Here is an 18,824-nt window from a genome sequence, read left to right as displayed (position 1 = left end):
ATATAAAGAAAGAGGCATGTCTTTGGGTGTGCCTCTTTTTAGTATTATGGAAAACAAGATCAAACTCAACATAAAAGATTGGGCTGAAGAAGACCGTCCGCGCGAAAAGATGCTTCTGAAAGGTGTCGGTGCATTGTCCGATGCCGAGTTGCTGGGAATACTTATCGGTTCGGGAAATAAGAACGAGACGGCAGTAGAACTTGCCCAACGCATTCTACATAGTGTATCCAATAACCTCAACATTCTGGGTAAGCAGGAGATAAAAGACCTTGTCCGCAATTTCAATGGAATAGGAGAGGCTAAAGCCATTACTATAGCGGCCGCCATGGAGCTTGGTAAGCGAAGGAAGCTGTCGGAAGTAATGGTACAACCCCAAATTACATCGAGTGAAAGTGTGTATCAGATATTCCACCCTATACTGGCCGATCTGAAACATGAAGAAGTATGGGTGCTACTTCTAAACAGAGCCAATAAAGTGCTGAAAAAGATACAAGTAAGCAAAGGCGGTGTTACCGGAACGGTTGTGGATATCCGTATGATAATGAAAGAGGCTATCGATTCCCTTGCTTCGGCTATGATTCTTTGTCATAATCATCCGTCGGGCAATTCTAATCCGAGCGGCGATGATGATAATATTACCCGTAGGCTCAAAGATGCAGGAATGATAATGGATATATTGCTCTTAGACCATATCATTGTCTGCGACCATTCTTATTATAGTTATATGGATAACGGGAAGATGTAAATCAATGTGCAAATTAGTAAATGTGCCGATATGCTAATGTTGCAAAGCATAAAGAATACAACTGTCAGTCTCTTTACAATAATTAACTATATTTAGTTAAAAGGTAACAAAAGTAACGAATATTTCAGCTATTAGCTGATAGCTTTTAGCCGTTAGCTTTCTTGTATAATAAAATTCAAAAAGTAACAAAAGTAACAGCATTCAATTAATAATCAAAAATGAACAATAAATAATTCAGCAACTCGTAACTGCCCGCAGGGTGAAGTAACTTGTAACTGCTATATCATTTCAAAGAGCATCAGGCTTATAACCTATTATAAAGATAAAGTTTTCAAATTTACGCCAGTCTGTTATTGCTACGCTGAATTATTCGCTGAAAATTACTAATTTTGCAGCTGCAATGTAGAATAGTTATAAACTAACATTTGCCCATAGCTGTTTATAACAGATATAAATTTTTGAATTATGAGTGATTTATTAAATATGGAAACAAAAATCGTAAACATGCTGAAAACTGTTTACGATCCCGAAATACCAGTCAATGTATATGACCTCGGACTTATTTATGAAGTGGATGTCGACGATAGTAATAATGTAACAATCACCATGACATTAACAGCGCCTAACTGTCCGGCTGCCGATTTCATACTCGAGGATGTACGCTATAAGGTGGAATCAATACAGGGTGTGAATAATGTGATCGTCAATCTCACCTTCGAACCCGAGTGGAACAGGGATATGCTGAGTGAAGAGGCAAAACTGGAACTGGGATTTTTATAAAAAAGATAACAACAAGTGGGTAAAAAAGTCTATTTCTTATCAGATGCACATTTAGGTTCTGCTTTTCACAAAAAAAATGTGGAGAAATATCAGCAGATGACTTTGCCTTCGGTAAAGGTAGACGAACATTATTTCCCGCAACATGAGATAGAACGCAAACTGTGCCGTTGGCTCGATATTGTTAAACAGGATGCGGGAGCTATCTATTTACTTGGCGATATTTTCGACTATTGGTTCGAGTACCGTAATGTTGTTCCCCGCGGTTTTGTGCGCTTTCTGGGTAAGATAGCTGAGGTTACCGATATGGGTATCGAAGTACATTTCTTTATCGGAAACCATGATATATGGGTCACTGACTACTTGCAGAAAGAATGCGGTATGATCATACATATTCAGCCATTGGTAAAGGACATAGCAGGCAAGAAATTCTTTTTGGCGCATGGCGACGGATTAGGCGATGATTCCACTTCTTTTAAACTATTAAGAGCACTTTTTCATAATAAATTTTGCCGTAAGCTTTATGCGGCTATTCATCCCCGCTGGACTGTCGGCTTTGCCCAATGGTGGTCGAATCATAACCGCGAGAATGACGAGATGCCCGATTATTTCGGGGAAGACAAAGAGCATTTAGTACTTTTTGCCAAAAAGCATCTTCAGGTTGCACCTAATATCAATTATTTTATATTCGGACATCGTCATATCATGCTCGATCTGATGCTTTCGGCTCAAAGCAGGGTAGTGATACTGGGCGACTGGATAAAATTCTTTTCTTACGGAGTATTCGACGGAGAAAACTTTTCGCTGGAAATATTCGAAGAGACTGAATCTCTCGGTTAGTTCTTCATAATCGGAAATGTTCCTCAAAATACTTTTCATTTATATTTATAAGTCGTAACTTATATCTACCTTTGCATCCGAGTTAAGTTAGGAGGTTATCGTTATGAAAATGATAAAAGGTATATTTATCATTCTTCTGTTTTATTTTCTCGGACAAGGCGTTAGTTATCTGATAAACGGTTTTGTTCCCGGAAGTATTATCGGAATGATTCTTTTGTTTCTCAGTCTTTATTTCAAAGCACTTAAGCCCGACTATGTAAAAGATGTTGCCAATGCCTTTACCCGCAATATGGCTATATTCTTTATCCCTGCCGGGGCGGGACTACTGGGCTCATATGGGATTATCAGTAAGTTCTGGATGTCTATTCTTATCGTTTGCTCGATAAGTACTATTCTTGTGATTGCTGTAGTAGCTGTTATCCAACAACAAATGGAGAAGAACCGGAAATGAAAGCTTTATTCGAATCTACGGAATTCATACTCATGCTCATCTTCGGGAGTTATCTTTTCGGGCAATGGGTATTCAAAAAGACTAAATTAGGATTGTTGCATCCCCTTATCATCTCATTGGTCATAATTATCATATTTCTTAAAGTATCTGGTGTGAGTTACCAGACTTTCGAAGAGGGCAGCCGGTTTGTAAGCTTTATGCTAGGGCCCTCGGTCGTAGCTTTAGGATATATCTTGTATGAACAACTGGCATATCTGAAAGGAAATGTAGTTTCTATTCTTACCTCCATTTTCATGGGTAGTGTGGTAGGAATTCTGAGTGTAGTCATACTGGCTAGGCTGACCGGTGCCGATGAAATACTTATCCACAGCCTTGAACCTAAGTCAGTAACTACTCCCATCGCAATGAGCATTGCCGAACAGTCGGGCGGGAACGTATCCCTTACAGCTGTTATAGTATTGTTCTGCGGTATTTTCGGAAGTATTGTCGGCCCTCCGATATTACGATTGCTGGGAATAAAGAGCAGTGTGGCGAAAGGATTGGCAATGGGAGCGTCTGCGCACGGTGTAGGCACCGCTAAGGCCATGGAAATGGGTGTAATTGAAGGAGCCCTCAGCGGATTGGCAATCGGTTTGATGGGTGTAATGACGGCACTGCTGATTCCTATCTTTCATGAACTTTTCTCTTCTATTTCCTAAAAATAAGCCCCATGTAGTGCCTAATCTACACAGGGCTCTGACTAACCTTGTTTGCGCTTAAATAAATGAAATATACGCCATCCTATTTATGAAGATCCTCATCTTGCATATTTGAATATAATAGCCAAAGTAATGCATAACTTTTCGCCTCCTATTTTATCTCCTGTCTCTATATAACAGATCGGATAAATAAGAGAAACCCTAAGAGAAAAGGAATAAAAAATGTGAAAATTAATTACCCGGATTGATTGGTGGCGGTGATACCGGCATTGGCGGCGGTGTAGCGGCTAATCTTCTCTTCTCAAGATAATGGGCAAGGATTATCTCGGCTATCGGTATCAGTATTCCGAGTAGGAACATTAATAATACATTCATTTTCAGCCCACCGAATATATTACTTACTTTCTTTTCTATTATTGTGTTTAATACTCCGTCGCTCAGTATATTATCTATTTTTACATTCAATAAATCGTTCGAAAGCTCTTTATCATTCAGTACCTTTTCACCAAGAGCATCTTCTACATATTTTACTGCCTGATCTTTCACAAAGTCAGTTTCAACAAGTTTACCCATCAGAAAAGCAGAGGCTTTTGCCGTCATGCTGCTATCGGCAGGCTCAACACTTGCTATCAGCGAACCGGCAACTTTAGTGGCATACGAGGCTGTTTTATCGATGACATCATGCCCTGTAAGCTGCATATGCCTTTTGTCAATTACCTTTTCTACTTCGGCTTTGAGATATTTATTGAATGCCGAATTGGCTTCACCAAGATAAACGGGAATATTTTTCACTATTTCCCTTTGGCATCCATGCAATGCAAACCATTGCGTAAAGCAAAACCCTGCAAAAAGCGGGAAGAATACCATGTAAATATAGGATAGCCATTTCAAAGTCCAGTGGCGCCGTCTCACAAGTATTTTTTTTCGGAGGATTATTTGGGTTATCAATACAATAATAAAACCGACAATGCCGCCTATTACTGCCCAAAGTATTATTGTGAGCGGATTTATATATTGTGTAAGTGTATCCCAATATTTGAAAATATCGAAAAAGGAAAAAGAAATAAGTGTTTTCATTCGTTTGTGAGCTTATTAGGTTTATATGCAAAGATAAAATATTTAGGTTAAGTAAAGCAAATAAGTGATGTGACAAATAAATAAAGGCAGCTAAGTAATTCTTAGCTGCCTTTATTTATTTCAATTGTATATTTTCAATACTTACTGTATATGATCGACATTTTGATGTCTTTTTCCCCGGTTCTTAAAATCGCCGATGTCGGCGTCATCAGATTATATACCCTATTAACATACTCTACATTATAGCCATTAATAACAGTATTCGCTTTAGAAACGCCTATTGGAATTACTAAGTATTTCAAATCAGGTAGATTTGTTTCTCCTTTATCTTTATAATACTTAGCATAATAATTTATCATACTGGCAAGATTGTTAAAATTATAAGTATTTGTTTGCGGATTACGTTGAATTGCATAAGTGGTCCTGCCATTAACCATATTGTCTCTCTCATTAAAGAAATAGTTTTGCAAAGAGTCCTTATTGATGAGTAATACATAATCAGGCCTTGCCATTCCGGATTTCTCCTCTTCTTCAGTGAAACCTTTTATACTCAAATTAGCTGCATTGATAGTAGGATCTTTACCCGCACCTTTTGTAGCTGCATCAACTATCTCATTCAATGGAATATTGATTTGGGTATATACACCTGCCGGTGTATTCATGTATGTGTGCTTTTTATCCAGATATAAATTTTCAGGGAACTCATTCTTCACATGGTTCATCTGAATCACTTTTTCATTTACAGGCAGACGGAATATAGCAGCAACAGCGGAGTCGGCTGTATTAGCTACATTTCTTATCCGGTATGAATAGTGTATATCAAATCCGGTGTAATCTACATCGATAAGGCTACCCGATCCGAAATTAGTGGTGATATACATCCCTTTAAAAAACTCGTTAAAAGCGCTCTGGTTCTTAAATGTGTTGCCATTGGAATCAACCCACTCTTTGTAGAATCTTTCTCCTAATTTATTCGTAAGTTTTGTAGTTATAACCCTGATCGGTATTTTGCTTATTACGGTATCCAGTGCATCCTGTATAGTAAATACGCTTTGTCCGAGCACTTCCTGCATATTACAGTATCTTTCCGGGTTTACGCTTGTAAAGAAAAATGCTTTGAGTGGCTCGGTTACTTCATAGACACTGACACCCATCGGTGATACAGAGTCGCCTGTAAAAGAAACAGATTGGATATTCAATAGTACCGAATCAATTGTAACTTCTTTATTCTCAGGGTTTTTAAATTCCAAATTTTCGGCTGAAGATAATTGGCACAGATAATCCGATTTTACTCTTCCGAATATAGGATCTGTATATTCTCCTAAGAGACCGTAAACCGTATGTGCATAAACCGAATCTTTAAAGGAAAATGTTTCCGCTGTCAGATTTATTGTGTCACCACCTGCATATATGTCATCACCGCCGGGTTGTATGCTTGAGCCAAGAGAGCTTGCATCGTCATCGCAGGCTATAAAGATTGTCGCAAAGAGGGCGAATGTAAGGATCAGAAATGTTTTAATTTTCATTCAAAACTAATGTTAAATTAAATATGGGGGCAAATATTAAAAAAAAATGCCGTTCTCAGAAAATAAAACAACATTTTTCTATTTTTATTTTAGATACTTTAAAGATTCTCGTAAAAATTATTGATAGGTTCTACCGAGACGTCTAAACTACCGGGATAAGAAAGGAATTTTTTTCCTGATTTTTTCACGTAGTCGAGAACGTTATTATTCACAGACTCTTCACTTTGAATAACGCCGTCCGCATACTCTACCGCAAAGTTGGAAAGTGTTTCATAATCTACCACACCTTTTAGCGCCTCCACTTCTTTATCTTTTATTCCGTCAAATTTGAGTTTGCTGATAAAATTATCGCTGAAAGGCTGTTTAAAGTCATCATTGTATAATGAATAAACTACTTTCGAATTCTTAAAACAAGGATCGTCTGCATACGCCGTCTTTATATAAAGCCCGGTAAGTGCGGTCATCCATCCGTGGCAATCGATAACATCGGGTATCCATCGCAGTTTTTTTATTGTTTCTAGCACCCCTCTCACGTAGAAGATGCTGCGCTCGTCATTGTCGTTGTATTCCACGCCTTTCTCGTCGGCTATAGTGTATTTACGCTTAAAATAATCGTCGTTGTCGATAAAATAGATCTGCATGCGTGCAGCCTGTATCGATGCAACCTTAATGATCAGCGGGTGATCTGTATCGTCGATAATCAGGTTCATTCCCGAAAGCCGTATTACTTCGTGCAACTGGTTACGTCTTTCATTGATACTCCCGAATTTAGGCATGAAAGTCCTTATTTCCTGTCCTTTTTCCTGTATAGCTTGTGGTAAGTATCTACAATTTGTCGAAAGTGGTGAATCAGGCAGATAAGGAGTTATCTCTTGTGTGATGTATAAAACTTTTTTTGTACCCATTTAATTTATTCTCTTCTGAATTCGATTGCGGATACAAAGATAATAAAAAAAAATCTTCTTTTTTGCAAACTTGAGCGGACAAAATTGTACGTTTTGTGTTTTTGTGTGTTTTACTCACACTTTCTGCGTTAATTATCCAACAAAAATGTTGGATTGTTTCGCCATTCCATAAATATTTACTTGCTTTGTATCCGTTTTTTATTATTGTATGTAAATGGATTTGATAAGAACAACCCGTGAGATGCGGGATATGGTTTCATCTCTGCATCAGAATGCAAAATCGGTTGGTTTTGTACCTACAATGGGAGCCTTGCACCAAGGGCATCTTTCCCTTGTAAAACAATGTATTGCAGATAATGATATCTGCATTGTCAGCATTTTTGTCAACCCTACGCAGTTCAATAATAAAGAGGATCTGGATAAGTATCCCCGTACGCTCGAGAGGGATTGTCAATATCTGGAAGAAGCCGGAGTTAATATTGTTTTTGCCCCTACCGTAGAAGAGATTTATCCCGAGCCGGATACCCGCCAGTTTGATTTCGGACAGCTGGACAAGGTAATGGAGGGTGAGCATCGTCCCGGGCATTTCAATGGTGTGGCGCAGGTGGTAAGCCGCTTATTCGATATTGTCAAGCCTGATAGAGCTTATTTCGGGCAAAAGGATTTCCAGCAGCTTGCTATTATCCGTGAAATGGTGAGGCAGCTTAATCTGAAAGTAGAGATTGTGCCGATGCCGATTGTAAGGGAGCCGAGCGGACTGGCACTAAGCAGCCGAAATGAGCGGCTGAACAGTGAGCAAAAAGAAGAGGCCGTAAATATCTCGAAAGTCCTCTTCGAGAGCAAAGAATGGATGAAGTCCGAATCTGTAGATACGGTAATAAGAAAAGTTACTGAAAAGCTCGATGCAGTTAAGGATTTGCGAGTCGAATATTACGAAATAGTGGATGGAAATACCTTACAGTCGATTGCAGATTGGAAGGATAGCGAATATATTGTGGGATGTATTGCCGTATTTTGCGGCGAAGTGCGTTTGATAGATAATATAGTATACAAAGCGAACAGCTAATTTTAAGGAAAGCAAAGATGATTATAGAGGTTGTAAAATCGAAGTTACATCGTGTTACTGTAACTGAAGCCAACTTGAACTACATAGGAAGTATCACGATAGATGAAGACCTGATGGATGCTGTACACCTGATCGAAGGTGAAAAGGTTCAGATTGTCAATAATAACAATGGCGAGCGCATCGAAACTTATATCATTAAGGGTGAGCGCGGTTCGGGTGCTATCTGCCTCAATGGTGCTGCTGCCCGTAGGGTGCAACCCGGTGATGTTGTTATTATTATGTCCTATGCGCAAATGGATTTTGAAGAAGCTAAGAAATTCAAGCCATGGGTCGCATTCCCCGATACAAAGACTAATAAAATTATAAAATAGGAACTCTTAATCAGAAAAAGCTAATAGCTATCTGCTAATAGCTAACAGCCTTAAGTATGTATTCATATAAAGATATATGGAAGGTGAGCCTGCCCATTATGCTGGGTTTGCTTGCTCAAAATGTTGTACAACTGACCGATACTTTTTTTCTCGGGCTTGTATCCGATCCGTTGCGTCCGGGTATTGCGGGTATATACCAGAGTGCGTCCGGTCTTGCGGGTATATATTATGTGGCTATTTTCACTATCTGTTTCGGATTCAGTATAGGGGGGCAGATACTTATAAGCCGCCGCAACGGGGAAAAGAATTACGACCGCATAGGTAGTATTGTAATACAGGGGATACTTTTTCTGCAGATATTTGCACTCATATTATTTTTCCTTTCCGGCTTTTTATCTGAGAATGTTCTATCGGCATTTATGAAATCGCCGGATATGTACGATGCTACAGAAAAATACCTTTCGTGGCGTGTATACGGCTTTTTCTTTGCTGCGATAAATGTTATGTTCCGTGCATTTTATGTAGGTATAGCACGAACAAAGGTTTTGACATTCAACGCTTTTGCAATGGCTTTTGCCAATGTTATCGGCGACTACCTGCTTGTTTTCGGTAAATTCGGTTTTCCGGAGATGGGTATAGAAGGCGCTGCTATTGCGTCTGTTTTGTCTGAATTGGTTTCTGTGCTGTTTTTCTGTATATACACTTTTGCCAAGATAGATTTTAAGAAATACGGCTTTGTGAAGATGAAATTCAATACGACGATTATCAAAAGTATATTGAATATATCATCTTTCACTATGGTGCAGTACCTTATTTCCATGTCTACATGGTTTATTTTCTTTGTGGCTATTGAGCAGCATTCCGAAGATGCACTAAAGATAACGAATCTTGTCCGTAGTTTTTACCTCGTCTATTTTATTCCTATGAATGCATTGGGTACGACAGCAAATACGCTAGTCGGAAACACTATAGGCGCAGGTAACATCAGGGGAGTAATCCCTCTGATAAAGAAAATATGTTTACTCAATTTAGGGTTTATTCTGGTACTGATGGCTATAACACTCGTTGCACCCGAATTTTGGATATCGCTGATCGCTCCACGCGATCAGATTTCGATTATCGGAGAAACGGTAACACCTTTGGTTGTCTTGTTATTTTCATTGCCGATTTCATCTCTTGGGACAGTCATCTTTAGTTCCATTTCGGGTACCGGAAATACTAAAGCCGCCCTTTTTCTCGAGATGATAACAATGGTAATCTACGTACTGGCCATGTTTTGGATAGTTATTTATAAGCAAATGTCGGTGGCATGGTGCTGGACGGTAGAATACTTCTATTGGGGACCATTGCTTATATTTTGTATCGTTTACCTTACTAAAGCTAAATGGCAGAATAAACGGATATAACTCATCCGGAATAAAATATAAAAATCCCCGACTGACATATTAAATTATGTAGTCGGGGATTTTCGGTTTCAGTAGATTCCTAAAAACAATTATTTATATGATTCCCAATTGTTGTCATTTATTTTATATATATCATTATGTTTAGGTTTTGGATATTTTTTACTTTTTATTTCAGCTTTTGCTGCATCTATCTGTTCCTGAGTAATTGTAAACTGCGCAGGTGAATAATCTTCTACTATTTGATCTATCGGGTAAAGGAAGCCCCATTGTTCGAAAAACTCGGTAAGGTCGAGATTTGCGGCTTCGCATGCAAATTTCACAAACTGTAGCTGATACCCCCCGTCATTTGGGAGATTAGCCGGTGCATTTCTTACTTTCTCAAAAACATCTTTATAGAAATCCTTTTTATTCAGAGCATCCTGGATATATAATTTCAGTTGCCAGAACGGTACGAGTTTTTCGAAATAATGGTCGCCGTTTTTATCTGTTAATGAATTATGAGGAATTTTAGCTTCTACTATTTTTCTGATAGCGTTTGTATACCTGTTTTCTTCCGTCAGTCGCGATGTATTGCCGTAAGTTGTCTGCACATATAACGAAAAGATATTGTTAGTCACTTCGGATGTTCCTACCCATTTCAATCCCGGCCGCGTCTGGTTCACATGCCCTACTTCGTGCGCAGGCCCCCAGATAGCCTTAGTTGCGAGCAACGTAGCATTACACAATTCATCCAATGTATTTACCTGATAAGCGGTGCGGTGGTCAGTAGCATACATATATCCGTCAGGATCGTAAATAACATGATAATACATCCTGTTTTTGAATGCTTTATTATATTTGAATAGTCCCATAATCTCTTGTTCCAGTCGGGCAATATCATCATAGATTTCTATCAATGCATTCCCGTCTGGTGTATATGTTTTGAACTTCTCCGTATTGAATGTCAGATGAGCATATTCTCCCAATACATCAAAATCGCGGTAGGTTGCTTTATCAAGAATTCTCTTCCAGTCACCTGCTTCTTTGTGCTTCTGGCTGTCAAAGTAGCCGTTTACCGTACCTGTAGCAAAATGTAGTTTAATCTGAGGCTCTGTTCCCATATCGGTGTGGTACATCACATATGCCAAGCCCTCTTTTCTAATTTTCAGTTTATTTTGCCCTTTTACCAGTGGATACGAGTTGCCTCCAAAGCCTTCATTCAAATCCTGAACCAGAACCGAAATGTTTTGTCCGTGCATATCATCTGCAAATACGATCAGTTCTTCGTTTTCTTTTACATAGATGCCCGTAGGGTTGTCACGCAGGCTATATGGACTTGTCATGTTTTTTACGGACATAATAGTGGGATTCTGCCATGATTTAAACTCCTGTATCCTGAATTCACTATCATAAGTCTTATCGAATATTTCGAGAGCAAGATCTCTGAAGAAAGGATCGGATACACTCTCGATATCGCTGCGGGTCAGGCCTTGCTTGATTGTAGTAGCGGCTGCGTCAGAGAATATAGTCATATAATCGAAATTGTCAGGGTTGTTGCGGAAAAACTGCATTTCGGAGCAACTGGCAAATCCTTTTCCGTTCCCGTCGCCAACACCTGACTTCACAATAATTCGTATCTGTTTTGGTTTTTCCAGTGCCGGGCTAAATGTGATGCGGGTAGCGGAACTGGAACCTTTCAGATCGAGTTTCATATATTCGGTCAAAGCGGGCGTAGCTTCTGTTGCTGCCCATACTTCAATCTCTTTGAAGTTGCCATTGTTGTGTCCGTCCATGCGCGGATTGTAGATAAAGTAATCTATCGCCGGCGCATTTTCGAAGTTATAGTCGAGATTTATAGGGAAATAATCGGGTGCAGAGTTATCCCATTGCGAATGATAATTGGTCGCAAAGTCATTGTCGAAGCTTTTGTCTATATCTTCACCCGGTTGGAAAGAACTTGCTGATGCGCTGGCAACAGGTATCTGTATGTCATCTTTGATGTTTGCATTTTCCTTTCCCTTTTGCGAAATGGTTATGCTTTTAGAGATTTCTTTTCCGGATACTGTCAATGAAGTTTCGCGGGGAGAGGGATCGTTATTTGTACTAAGCTTTATCACCAGTACCGAATCCGACGTTAATTTGGCATCGCACCATTTTGTATCGGCACTAGGTATTTTTACTGATAACCCTTCTATGTTTGTTCTGAATTTAATAGTATAGCCGGTTGAAACCCTGTCGATATCATAGCGGCTTTGCTGGAAAGTGATATAATATTCTTCATCCAGAATCTGTTGGTCCGGAGAATCATCCTTGCAGGAAATCAAACTGATTGAAGAAAAACAAAATAGGAACAGGCAGAATAATCTGCAATGGAAATAGTGCATTTTTTTCATAAAACTTTGATTTAAAGAGTAAGTATAAACAAGCGGATAGAATTACATATATCCTATACTATGTGAACGATTTAGTAAATACACTTGTACTCAATAATCTTATTTTATGTTAAATTTTAATTACATCTTTAGATAGAAATCTTTTACCAGTTCCGTAAATTCCGTTGTGTAAATATGCCTTTCTTTTTCTATAATGAGATTGTCTTCTTTATATGGCACTTCTGACTTGGATAATTCTATCAGTATACGTTTAGGTAAAGATGTAGGGGTAGGATACACGTTTGTAATTCGTGTTATATACAATCCGTTTTCTTTAGCTAGTTTCAGTAATGTTTCTTTATAGCCGAAAGGGTAAATAACAGAAAGACGGCCTTTCGCACTCAGTAATCGGGATGATATTATTATTAATTCGTCGACAGTCAGGCTATCAGTATGGCGTGCCTGTGTTCTTCCCGGATCCGGTGATTTCAGTGAATGTATAAAGTAAGGTGGGTTAGAAACTATCAGATCATATTTTCTGTTATACTTTTGGCTGAGTTCCTGTAAGGATATATTTAAGCAATTAATTCGTGGTGCAAAAGTAGTACCCCTGATATTTTCTTTAGCTTGTTCCACAGTATCGGATTCTATATCTATAGCATCTATCTTTAAATTTTCATTTCGCTGTGCTGTCATCAATGCTATCAATCCCGTACCTGTACCAATATCGAGCGCCGTCTCTGCATCCGAAACATTTATCCACGCACCCAGTAATACGCCGTCTGTTCCGACTTTCATAGCGCATTTGTCCTGATGAATAGTGAATTGTTTAAATTGGAAAAAGGGGTTTGACATGACCGGATTGCTATAGATTTATTATAGATAGAAAGAATGTTAAAACATAAAATCTATATTGGCATAAATTTTGTTATATATTAAAAGCAAAGTTAATTAATATTCTGTATTTTTACAGCCTCCCTATAGAGTAGGGGGTAATCCAAATAAAACAAAAGGATAAATATGTTTAATAAAAAAAGAGACCTTCTTCGTCTTGAAGAAAACAGTGAACCGGTTATATCCATTATAACCAACGATTTCGATGACGGGGATTGCTACATAAACGAAAAAGACCTTAAGGACGAATTGCCGATTCTACCGCTTCGCAATACGGTGATCTTCCCCGGGACGAGCATGCCGATTTCGGTAGCACGTAAAAAATCCTTGAAACTTATAAAAAGCGTCAGTCGGCAAAGAGGAAAATATGTCGGTCTTATCTGCCAAAAGGACGCAGAAAATGACGACCCCGAAACTGTCGATTTGTATCAGATGGGTGTTATCGGTGAGATTATACGTGTGATAGAGCTACCGGACGATGAAAATGTTACTGTTATTTTTCAGGGGAAAAAACGTTTCAGACTGACAGAACTGACACAAAGCGAGCCTTTCCTTAAAGGAAAATACGAAGTGCGTGAAAGTGTTCCGGTTCTGAAAAATGATACCGAATATAAGGCCTTACTCGATTCGATACGAGATCTTACAATACAGATGCTTCGCATGTATGGCGAGCCTCCGAAAGATTTTATACAGCGATTGAAATCGGATGTGGTTTCTCCACTTCTTGTAAATTACTGTTGTGCTAATCTTCCTGTTTCCGGTGCAGAAAAACAAAGCCTGCTGGAAATGGATGACGATAAAGAACGTGCTTACCGATTGCTGGTAATCCTTAACAGGGAAACACAGATGATGGAGATGAAGCTCAATATCCAGATGAAGACCCGTGAAGAACTGAATCAGCAGCAAAAGGAATATTTCCTGCAGCAGCAAATAAAAACTATTCAGGACGAGTTGGGTGGCAATCCGCAGCAAGCCGACTTGGATGAATTCCGTCAGAAGGCACTCAAAAAGAAATGGAGTAAGGAAGTAGCGGAGGCCTTTGAAAAGGAAATGAGTAAACTGGAGCGTTTGCATCCGCAATCACCCGATTACTCGACACAATATACTTACATCGAAACATTGCTCGACCTGCCTTGGGGAGAGTATACAAAGGATAATTTCAATCTGAAAAACGCACAAAAAGTGCTCGATCAGGATCATTTCGGATTGGAAAAAGTAAAGGAGCGTATTATTGAGCATCTGGCGGTTCTCAAACTGAAAGGTGACCTGAAATCCCCTATTATATGCCTTTATGGCCCTCCGGGAGTAGGTAAAACTTCTTTGGGCAAGTCTATTGCTAAGGCATTGAACCGCAAATATGTACGTGTGTCATTCGGCGGACTTCATGATGAGTCAGAAATCCGTGGGCATCGCCGTACCTATATAGGAGCCATGCCGGGACGTATTATTCAGAATATACTAAAGGCGGGTTCGTCAAATCCTGTTTTTGTACTTGATGAAGTAGATAAGATAGGTAATGATTTTAAAGGTGATCCGGCTTCTGCTTTGCTCGAAGTTCTCGACCCTGAACAGAATTCGGCTTTCCATGATAATTACTTAAACATCGATTATGATTTGTCAAAGGTGATGTTTATAGCTACGGCCAATAACCTGACTACAATATCTCAACCTTTGCTAGACCGTATGGAACTTATAGATGTCAGCGGTTATATCATCGAAGAAAAAGTTGAAATAGCACGTCGTCACCTTATTCCGAAACAATTGGAGAATCACGGTTTGGCAAAAGATGTAATAGATATTCCGAAAAAGACAATAGAAAAGATTGTCGAAAACTATACACGTGAATCAGGTGTGCGTGAACTGGATAAAAAACTTGCCAAGATCATGCGTAAAGTTGCACGTAAAGTTGCATCGGAAGATGATTACAAAAAAACAATCGAGACAGCCGATCTTCACGAATACCTCGGTGCCATTGAATATAACCGAGACCAATATCAGGGCAACGGTTATGCCGGAGTTGTGACAGGCCTTGCATGGACATCGGTAGGAGGTGAAATACTTTTTATTGAAACTTCTCTAAGTAGAGGGAAGGGCAATAAGCTGACCCTGACCGGAAATCTTGGCGATGTAATGAAAGAGTCTGCAGTACTTGCGCTCGAATATCTGCATTCTCATAGCCAGCATTTCGGAATTGACGAAAAGGTGTTCGAAAACTGGCATGTTCATGTACACGTACCTGAAGGAGCAATACCAAAGGATGGGCCGTCGGCAGGTATTACCATGGTGACATCGCTGGCCTCGGCATTAACTCAGCGCAAAGTGAAAGCCAATCTTGCTATGACCGGAGAAATCACACTGAGAGGTAAAGTACTTCCTGTGGGTGGCATCCGTGAGAAAATACTGGCTGCTAAACGTGCCGGGATAAAAGAAATAATTCTTTGCAAGGAAAATAAGAAAGATATAGATGAAATAAAGCCTCTTTATCTGAAAGGATTAACATTCCATTATGTTGAAGATATAAAGGATGTTCTTGATATAGCTCTCCTTAAGGAAAAAGTAAAAGATCCGCTCGATCTCACGGTAAAGGAAGGAAAAGTAAAAGGTAATTAATAAATTAAATAAGTGTAAATCGGGTGATTTGCACTTATTTGTTTTAAACAATTTTCTTACATTTGTAACGCAATGATAGATACCACTGATTTTAAAGAAAAGGGAACTTCGCTTCTGCGATACGCCATGAATTATGGGGTTATTCTGGGACTTTTCTGGATATTCAAGTATCTGTTCAAGATAGGTGCGGGATTTTCAGACCATGTGTTTATATATGTATTTTATCTTTTGAATGTAGGTACTTTTCTTCTGATTTATATCTTTACATTCAAGTTTAAAATGTCCGATCCGGAGAAGCCGAAAGGCATATGGTCATGCATCATTTTTGTGGTGCTTATCTGTTTTTTTGCCTCTTTTTTTGAAGGAGTGATTATGTACGCCCATTTTAAGTTTATCGATCCGGGATATTTTATGACCATGACCTCGCCTTTGATAGAGATGGTAAATAAGATGCCGAATCTTTTGCCGGAACAAAAAGAAATTATGATTCAGATATTCTCAGGCAAACCGATATATATATTATCCGCCTTTATAGGAAATATTATTTTAGGATTAATTCTGGGATTGGTTATGAGTTTGCTCGTTAATAATACAAATAGAATAGATAAATAGCGCTAGATAGCTTTATGGATATATCAGTAGTAATACCATTACTCAACGAAGAAGAATCTCTTCCCGAACTTTTTGCTTGGATAAAGCGGGTGATGGACGAGAATAAATTTTCGTATGAAGTTATTTTCGTCGATGATGGTAGTACCGATCGTTCTTGGGATGTAATCAGCAATCTGAAAGAATCTTCACCTGAAATTACAGCTATCCGTTTCAGGCGCAATTATGGTAAATCGCCGGCGCTTCATTGTGCATTCCAAAAGGCACAGGGAGATGTTGTTATCACTATGGATGCCGATATGCAGGATAGCCCCGATGAAATACCGGCCCTTTATAAAATGATAAAGGAGGACGGTTATGATCTGGTTTCAGGCTGGAAAAAGAAACGTTATGATCCTGTATCCAAGACCATTCCTACAAAATTGTTTAATGCTACTGCTCGCAAGGTATCAGGAGTTAAGCTGCATGATTTCAATTGCGGACTAAAATCTTATCGTAAGGACGTTGTAAAGAGCATAGAAATATACAATGATATGCACCGCTATATTCCCTATTTGGCTAAGATCGCAGGATTCAGTAAGATAGGGGAGAAGGTAGTTCATCATCAGCCACGTAAATACGGGAAGAGTAAATTTGTGGGCCTTAGCCGTTTTGTAAACGGATATCTGGATTTGCTTACTCTATGGTTCTTGTCGGTATTCGGACGTAAACCGATGCACTTTTTCGGACTGTGGGGAACTGTGATGTTTCTTTTAGGCTTTATTGCTGTCATTATCGTCGGAGCTAATAAGCTATATGCAATGAGTCAGGGGATTCCGCATCCGCTGGTTACTAATTCCCCATACTTTTATATAGCGCTGACTATGATGTTGCTGGGGACACAGTTATTCCTTGCTGGATTTTTAGGAGAAATTGTATCCCGAAATTCGACTGTCAGAAACGATTATAAGATAATAGAAGAACTATAAACCTAAATGCCGATATACTAATACCGGCATTTTTTTACGATATACTATACACTAAGATCACTAATGAAACTAAAGGAACTTATCGAAAGTCGTTATTCGGTCAGGGCTTATCTTCCCCGTCCGGTTGAAGAAGAAAAGATTAATTATATTCTCGAATGTGCCCGCATGGCTCCTTCGGCATGCAACCTTCAGCCGTGGAGATTTTATGTCGTAAGAAGTCAGGATGTGATGAAAAAAATACAAGAATCCTATAATCGTGAATGGTTTAAGACTGCACCGACGCATATTGTTGTCTGTAAAGATTCAACCGTATCGTGGAAAAGAACAACGTCTGACAATAAAGATTTCGGTGATGTGGATGCAGCAATTGCTGCGGAACATATTTGCCTGTCGGCAGCAGAAATAGGATTAGGTACATGCTGGGTATGTAATTTCAATCCTGCTATACTTTCGGAAGTTCTTGACTTATCTACAAATATAGAGCCGATTGCCATATTTCCTCTCGGTTATATAGATGAGGAAAAGAGTTTCGTTCCGGATAAGAAACGTAGTTCTCTCTCTGAAATTACCAAATGGATATGATTCAGATTGTAAGTTTAGCTGTAGGTTTATCCATGGACAGCCTTGTTATTGCCCTCACCAGTGGGGCGGTAATAGGGAACCATAAGGCCGTCAATATTCTGAAAATAGCAGGTATGCTTGCCTTTATACAGATGAGTTTGACGGTTTTCGGCTGGTATATTGGTTCTACGTTTGCCCATTATATTGATCAGTACGATCATTGGTTTGCATTCGCAATATTATTTTTCCTGGGAGCCAGAGTAATAATGGGAGCAATGAAAAATGATGACAGCAGGCCATTCAATCCACTTAGTTTTAAAGTAATGCTTGGTCTTGCGATAGCTACCAGTATCGATGCAACAGCCGTCGGTTTATCTTTGTCTCTGATAAATGTTGAGATTCTGGTTCCTGCACTGATTATCGGAATTGTGACATTCATTATGTCTTCTTTCGGTATCATATTCGGTTGTAAGGCCGGGCAACGATACAATCTGCGATTGAATATAGCAGGAGGTATCATTCTTATTCTGATAGGTTTAAGTATATTGCTGCAGCATACGGTAATGGTAGAAAGTCATTTGGCAGTCATCTGATTTGTTTACGATAACAAACTCTTGTTAAATAAAATGAAAGATCAGAACTAACTTATCTTTTGATAGTTGTATTTACTATGAGAGGGGGTATATTTGTAAGGTTAGTAATTAAAAATTTACACAAATGACATTCTTGCTTTTTCTAATATTTGCCATTGTAATATTCGGAATAATGTTTTTGCTTTCGATAGTAAGAGGTGTATCGTCGTTTATTTTCGGTAAACCTTCTTCTTCGCAGGGATATACTTCGAACCATGCTTCATCTGCCGGCAAAACAGCATATAATAATCAGAAATCTCATCGCAAAGTATTCTCTAAAGAAGAAGGGGAGTATGTAAAATATGAGGAGATAAAAGATTAAATACAGCTTTCCTTC

The 18,824-nt window shown here is 39.0% G+C and carries 19 protein-coding genes; 14 read left to right on the top strand and 5 right to left on the bottom strand.

Annotation, left to right across the window (positions count from 1 at the left end; genetic code table 11):
• Positions 1 to 46: 46 nt before the first annotated feature.
• From radC to K348_RS0109505, 5 genes are all read left to right on the top strand, one after another.
• Positions 47 to 745 (top strand): DNA repair protein RadC, encoded by a 699-nt coding sequence (gene radC / locus K348_RS0109525; protein WP_029904742.1) that lies wholly within the window; start codon positions 47 to 49, stop codon positions 743 to 745.
• A gap of 465 nt (positions 746 to 1,210) precedes the next feature.
• A complete protein-coding gene (locus K348_RS0109520; protein WP_029904741.1) occupies positions 1,211 to 1,525 on the top strand; it encodes a metal-sulfur cluster assembly factor in 315 nt (104 codons plus the stop codon).
• A gap of 15 nt (positions 1,526 to 1,540) precedes the next feature.
• Positions 1,541 to 2,362: a UDP-2,3-diacylglucosamine diphosphatase gene (locus tag K348_RS0109515; RefSeq protein ID WP_029904740.1), complete on the top strand. Its 822-nt coding sequence runs from the start codon at positions 1,541 to 1,543 to the stop codon at positions 2,360 to 2,362.
• Positions 2,363 to 2,465: 103 nt separating this feature from the next.
• On the top strand, positions 2,466 to 2,813 hold the full coding sequence (locus K348_RS0109510; RefSeq protein WP_036930398.1) for a CidA/LrgA family protein: 348 nt from the start codon (positions 2,466 to 2,468) through the stop codon (positions 2,811 to 2,813).
• Positions 2,810 to 3,511, top strand: coding sequence for an LrgB family protein (locus K348_RS0109505; protein ID WP_029904738.1), 702 nt, complete (start codon positions 2,810 to 2,812; stop codon positions 3,509 to 3,511). Before K348_RS0109510 ends, K348_RS0109505 begins: the two co-directional genes overlap by 4 nt.
• A gap of 231 nt (positions 3,512 to 3,742) precedes the next feature.
• Here K348_RS0109505 and K348_RS0109500 read toward each other — a convergent pair whose 3' ends face one another.
• The 3 genes from K348_RS0109500 to K348_RS0109490 all read right to left on the bottom strand — a co-directional run bounded on the left by K348_RS0109500 (position 3,743) and on the right by K348_RS0109490 (position 7,019).
• Positions 3,743 to 4,588 (bottom strand): hypothetical protein, encoded by an 846-nt coding sequence (locus K348_RS0109500; RefSeq protein ID WP_029904737.1) that lies wholly within the window; start codon positions 4,586 to 4,588, stop codon positions 3,743 to 3,745.
• Between the two features lie 134 nt (positions 4,589 to 4,722).
• Complete coding sequence (locus tag K348_RS0109495; protein WP_029904736.1) at positions 4,723 to 6,114, bottom strand: DUF4270 domain-containing protein; 1,392 nt, start codon at positions 6,112 to 6,114, stop codon at positions 4,723 to 4,725.
• A gap of 98 nt (positions 6,115 to 6,212) precedes the next feature.
• Positions 6,213 to 7,019 (bottom strand): glycogen/starch synthase, encoded by an 807-nt coding sequence (locus K348_RS0109490; RefSeq protein WP_029904735.1) that lies wholly within the window; start codon positions 7,017 to 7,019, stop codon positions 6,213 to 6,215.
• Positions 7,020 to 7,260: 241 nt separating this feature from the next.
• Here K348_RS0109490 and panC point away from each other — a divergent pair, with 241 nt between their 5' ends.
• Genes panC through K348_RS0109475 form a run of 3 tightly spaced genes read left to right on the top strand, consistent with a single transcriptional unit; the run spans position 7,261 to position 9,862 of the window.
• Positions 7,261 to 8,085, top strand: coding sequence for a pantoate--beta-alanine ligase (gene panC, locus K348_RS0109485; RefSeq protein WP_369793890.1), 825 nt, complete (start codon positions 7,261 to 7,263; stop codon positions 8,083 to 8,085).
• Positions 8,086 to 8,102: 17 nt separating this feature from the next.
• On the top strand, positions 8,103 to 8,456 hold the full coding sequence (gene panD, locus K348_RS0109480) for an aspartate 1-decarboxylase (protein WP_029904733.1): 354 nt from the start codon (positions 8,103 to 8,105) through the stop codon (positions 8,454 to 8,456).
• A gap of 56 nt (positions 8,457 to 8,512) precedes the next feature.
• On the top strand, positions 8,513 to 9,862 hold the full coding sequence (locus tag K348_RS0109475) for an MATE family efflux transporter (RefSeq protein WP_029904732.1): 1,350 nt from the start codon (positions 8,513 to 8,515) through the stop codon (positions 9,860 to 9,862).
• A gap of 89 nt (positions 9,863 to 9,951) precedes the next feature.
• Here K348_RS0109475 and K348_RS0109470 read toward each other — a convergent pair whose 3' ends face one another.
• Positions 9,952 to 12,234, bottom strand: coding sequence for a M60 family metallopeptidase (locus K348_RS0109470; RefSeq protein ID WP_081852548.1), 2,283 nt, complete (start codon positions 12,232 to 12,234; stop codon positions 9,952 to 9,954).
• Positions 12,235 to 12,354: 120 nt separating this feature from the next.
• Positions 12,355 to 13,068, bottom strand: coding sequence for a tRNA1(Val) (adenine(37)-N6)-methyltransferase (locus K348_RS0109465; RefSeq protein ID WP_029904730.1), 714 nt, complete (start codon positions 13,066 to 13,068; stop codon positions 12,355 to 12,357).
• A 165-nt stretch (positions 13,069 to 13,233) separates the two neighbouring features.
• Here K348_RS0109465 and lon point away from each other — a divergent pair, with 165 nt between their 5' ends.
• The 6 genes from lon (at position 13,234) to K348_RS0109435 (ending at position 18,809) form a co-directional block, all read left to right on the top strand.
• A complete protein-coding gene (gene lon, locus K348_RS0109460) occupies positions 13,234 to 15,717 on the top strand; it encodes an endopeptidase La (protein ID WP_029904729.1) in 2,484 nt (827 codons plus the stop codon).
• A gap of 72 nt (positions 15,718 to 15,789) precedes the next feature.
• The gene (locus tag K348_RS0109455; protein WP_029904728.1) at positions 15,790 to 16,329 is read left to right on the top strand and encodes a DUF4199 domain-containing protein; all 540 of its coding nucleotides are present in this window, start codon (positions 15,790 to 15,792) and stop codon (positions 16,327 to 16,329) included.
• Positions 16,330 to 16,343: 14 nt separating this feature from the next.
• Positions 16,344 to 17,294 carry a glycosyltransferase family 2 protein gene (locus tag K348_RS0109450; protein WP_029904727.1) on the top strand — a complete coding sequence of 317 codons (951 nt, stop codon included), beginning with the start codon at positions 16,344 to 16,346 and terminating at the stop codon, positions 17,292 to 17,294.
• A 63-nt stretch (positions 17,295 to 17,357) separates the two neighbouring features.
• Complete coding sequence (locus tag K348_RS0109445) at positions 17,358 to 17,876, top strand: nitroreductase family protein (protein WP_029904726.1); 519 nt, start codon at positions 17,358 to 17,360, stop codon at positions 17,874 to 17,876.
• Positions 17,873 to 18,448 carry a manganese efflux pump MntP family protein gene (locus tag K348_RS0109440; RefSeq protein WP_051697779.1) on the top strand — a complete coding sequence of 192 codons (576 nt, stop codon included), beginning with the start codon at positions 17,873 to 17,875 and terminating at the stop codon, positions 18,446 to 18,448. The genes K348_RS0109445 and K348_RS0109440 overlap by 4 nt, the downstream gene beginning before the upstream one ends.
• Positions 18,449 to 18,572: 124 nt before the next feature.
• On the top strand, positions 18,573 to 18,809 hold the full coding sequence (locus tag K348_RS0109435; RefSeq protein WP_029904724.1) for a DUF4834 family protein: 237 nt from the start codon (positions 18,573 to 18,575) through the stop codon (positions 18,807 to 18,809).
• Positions 18,810 to 18,824 lie beyond the last annotated feature (15 nt).

The organism is Prevotella sp. 10(H) (assembly GCF_000711235.1).
Taxonomy (GTDB): Bacteria; Bacteroidota; Bacteroidia; order Bacteroidales; family Dysgonomonadaceae; genus Dysgonomonas.
Note: the sequence above shows the minus strand (reverse complement) of the source record. Positions and strands in the feature narration are given on the sequence as shown.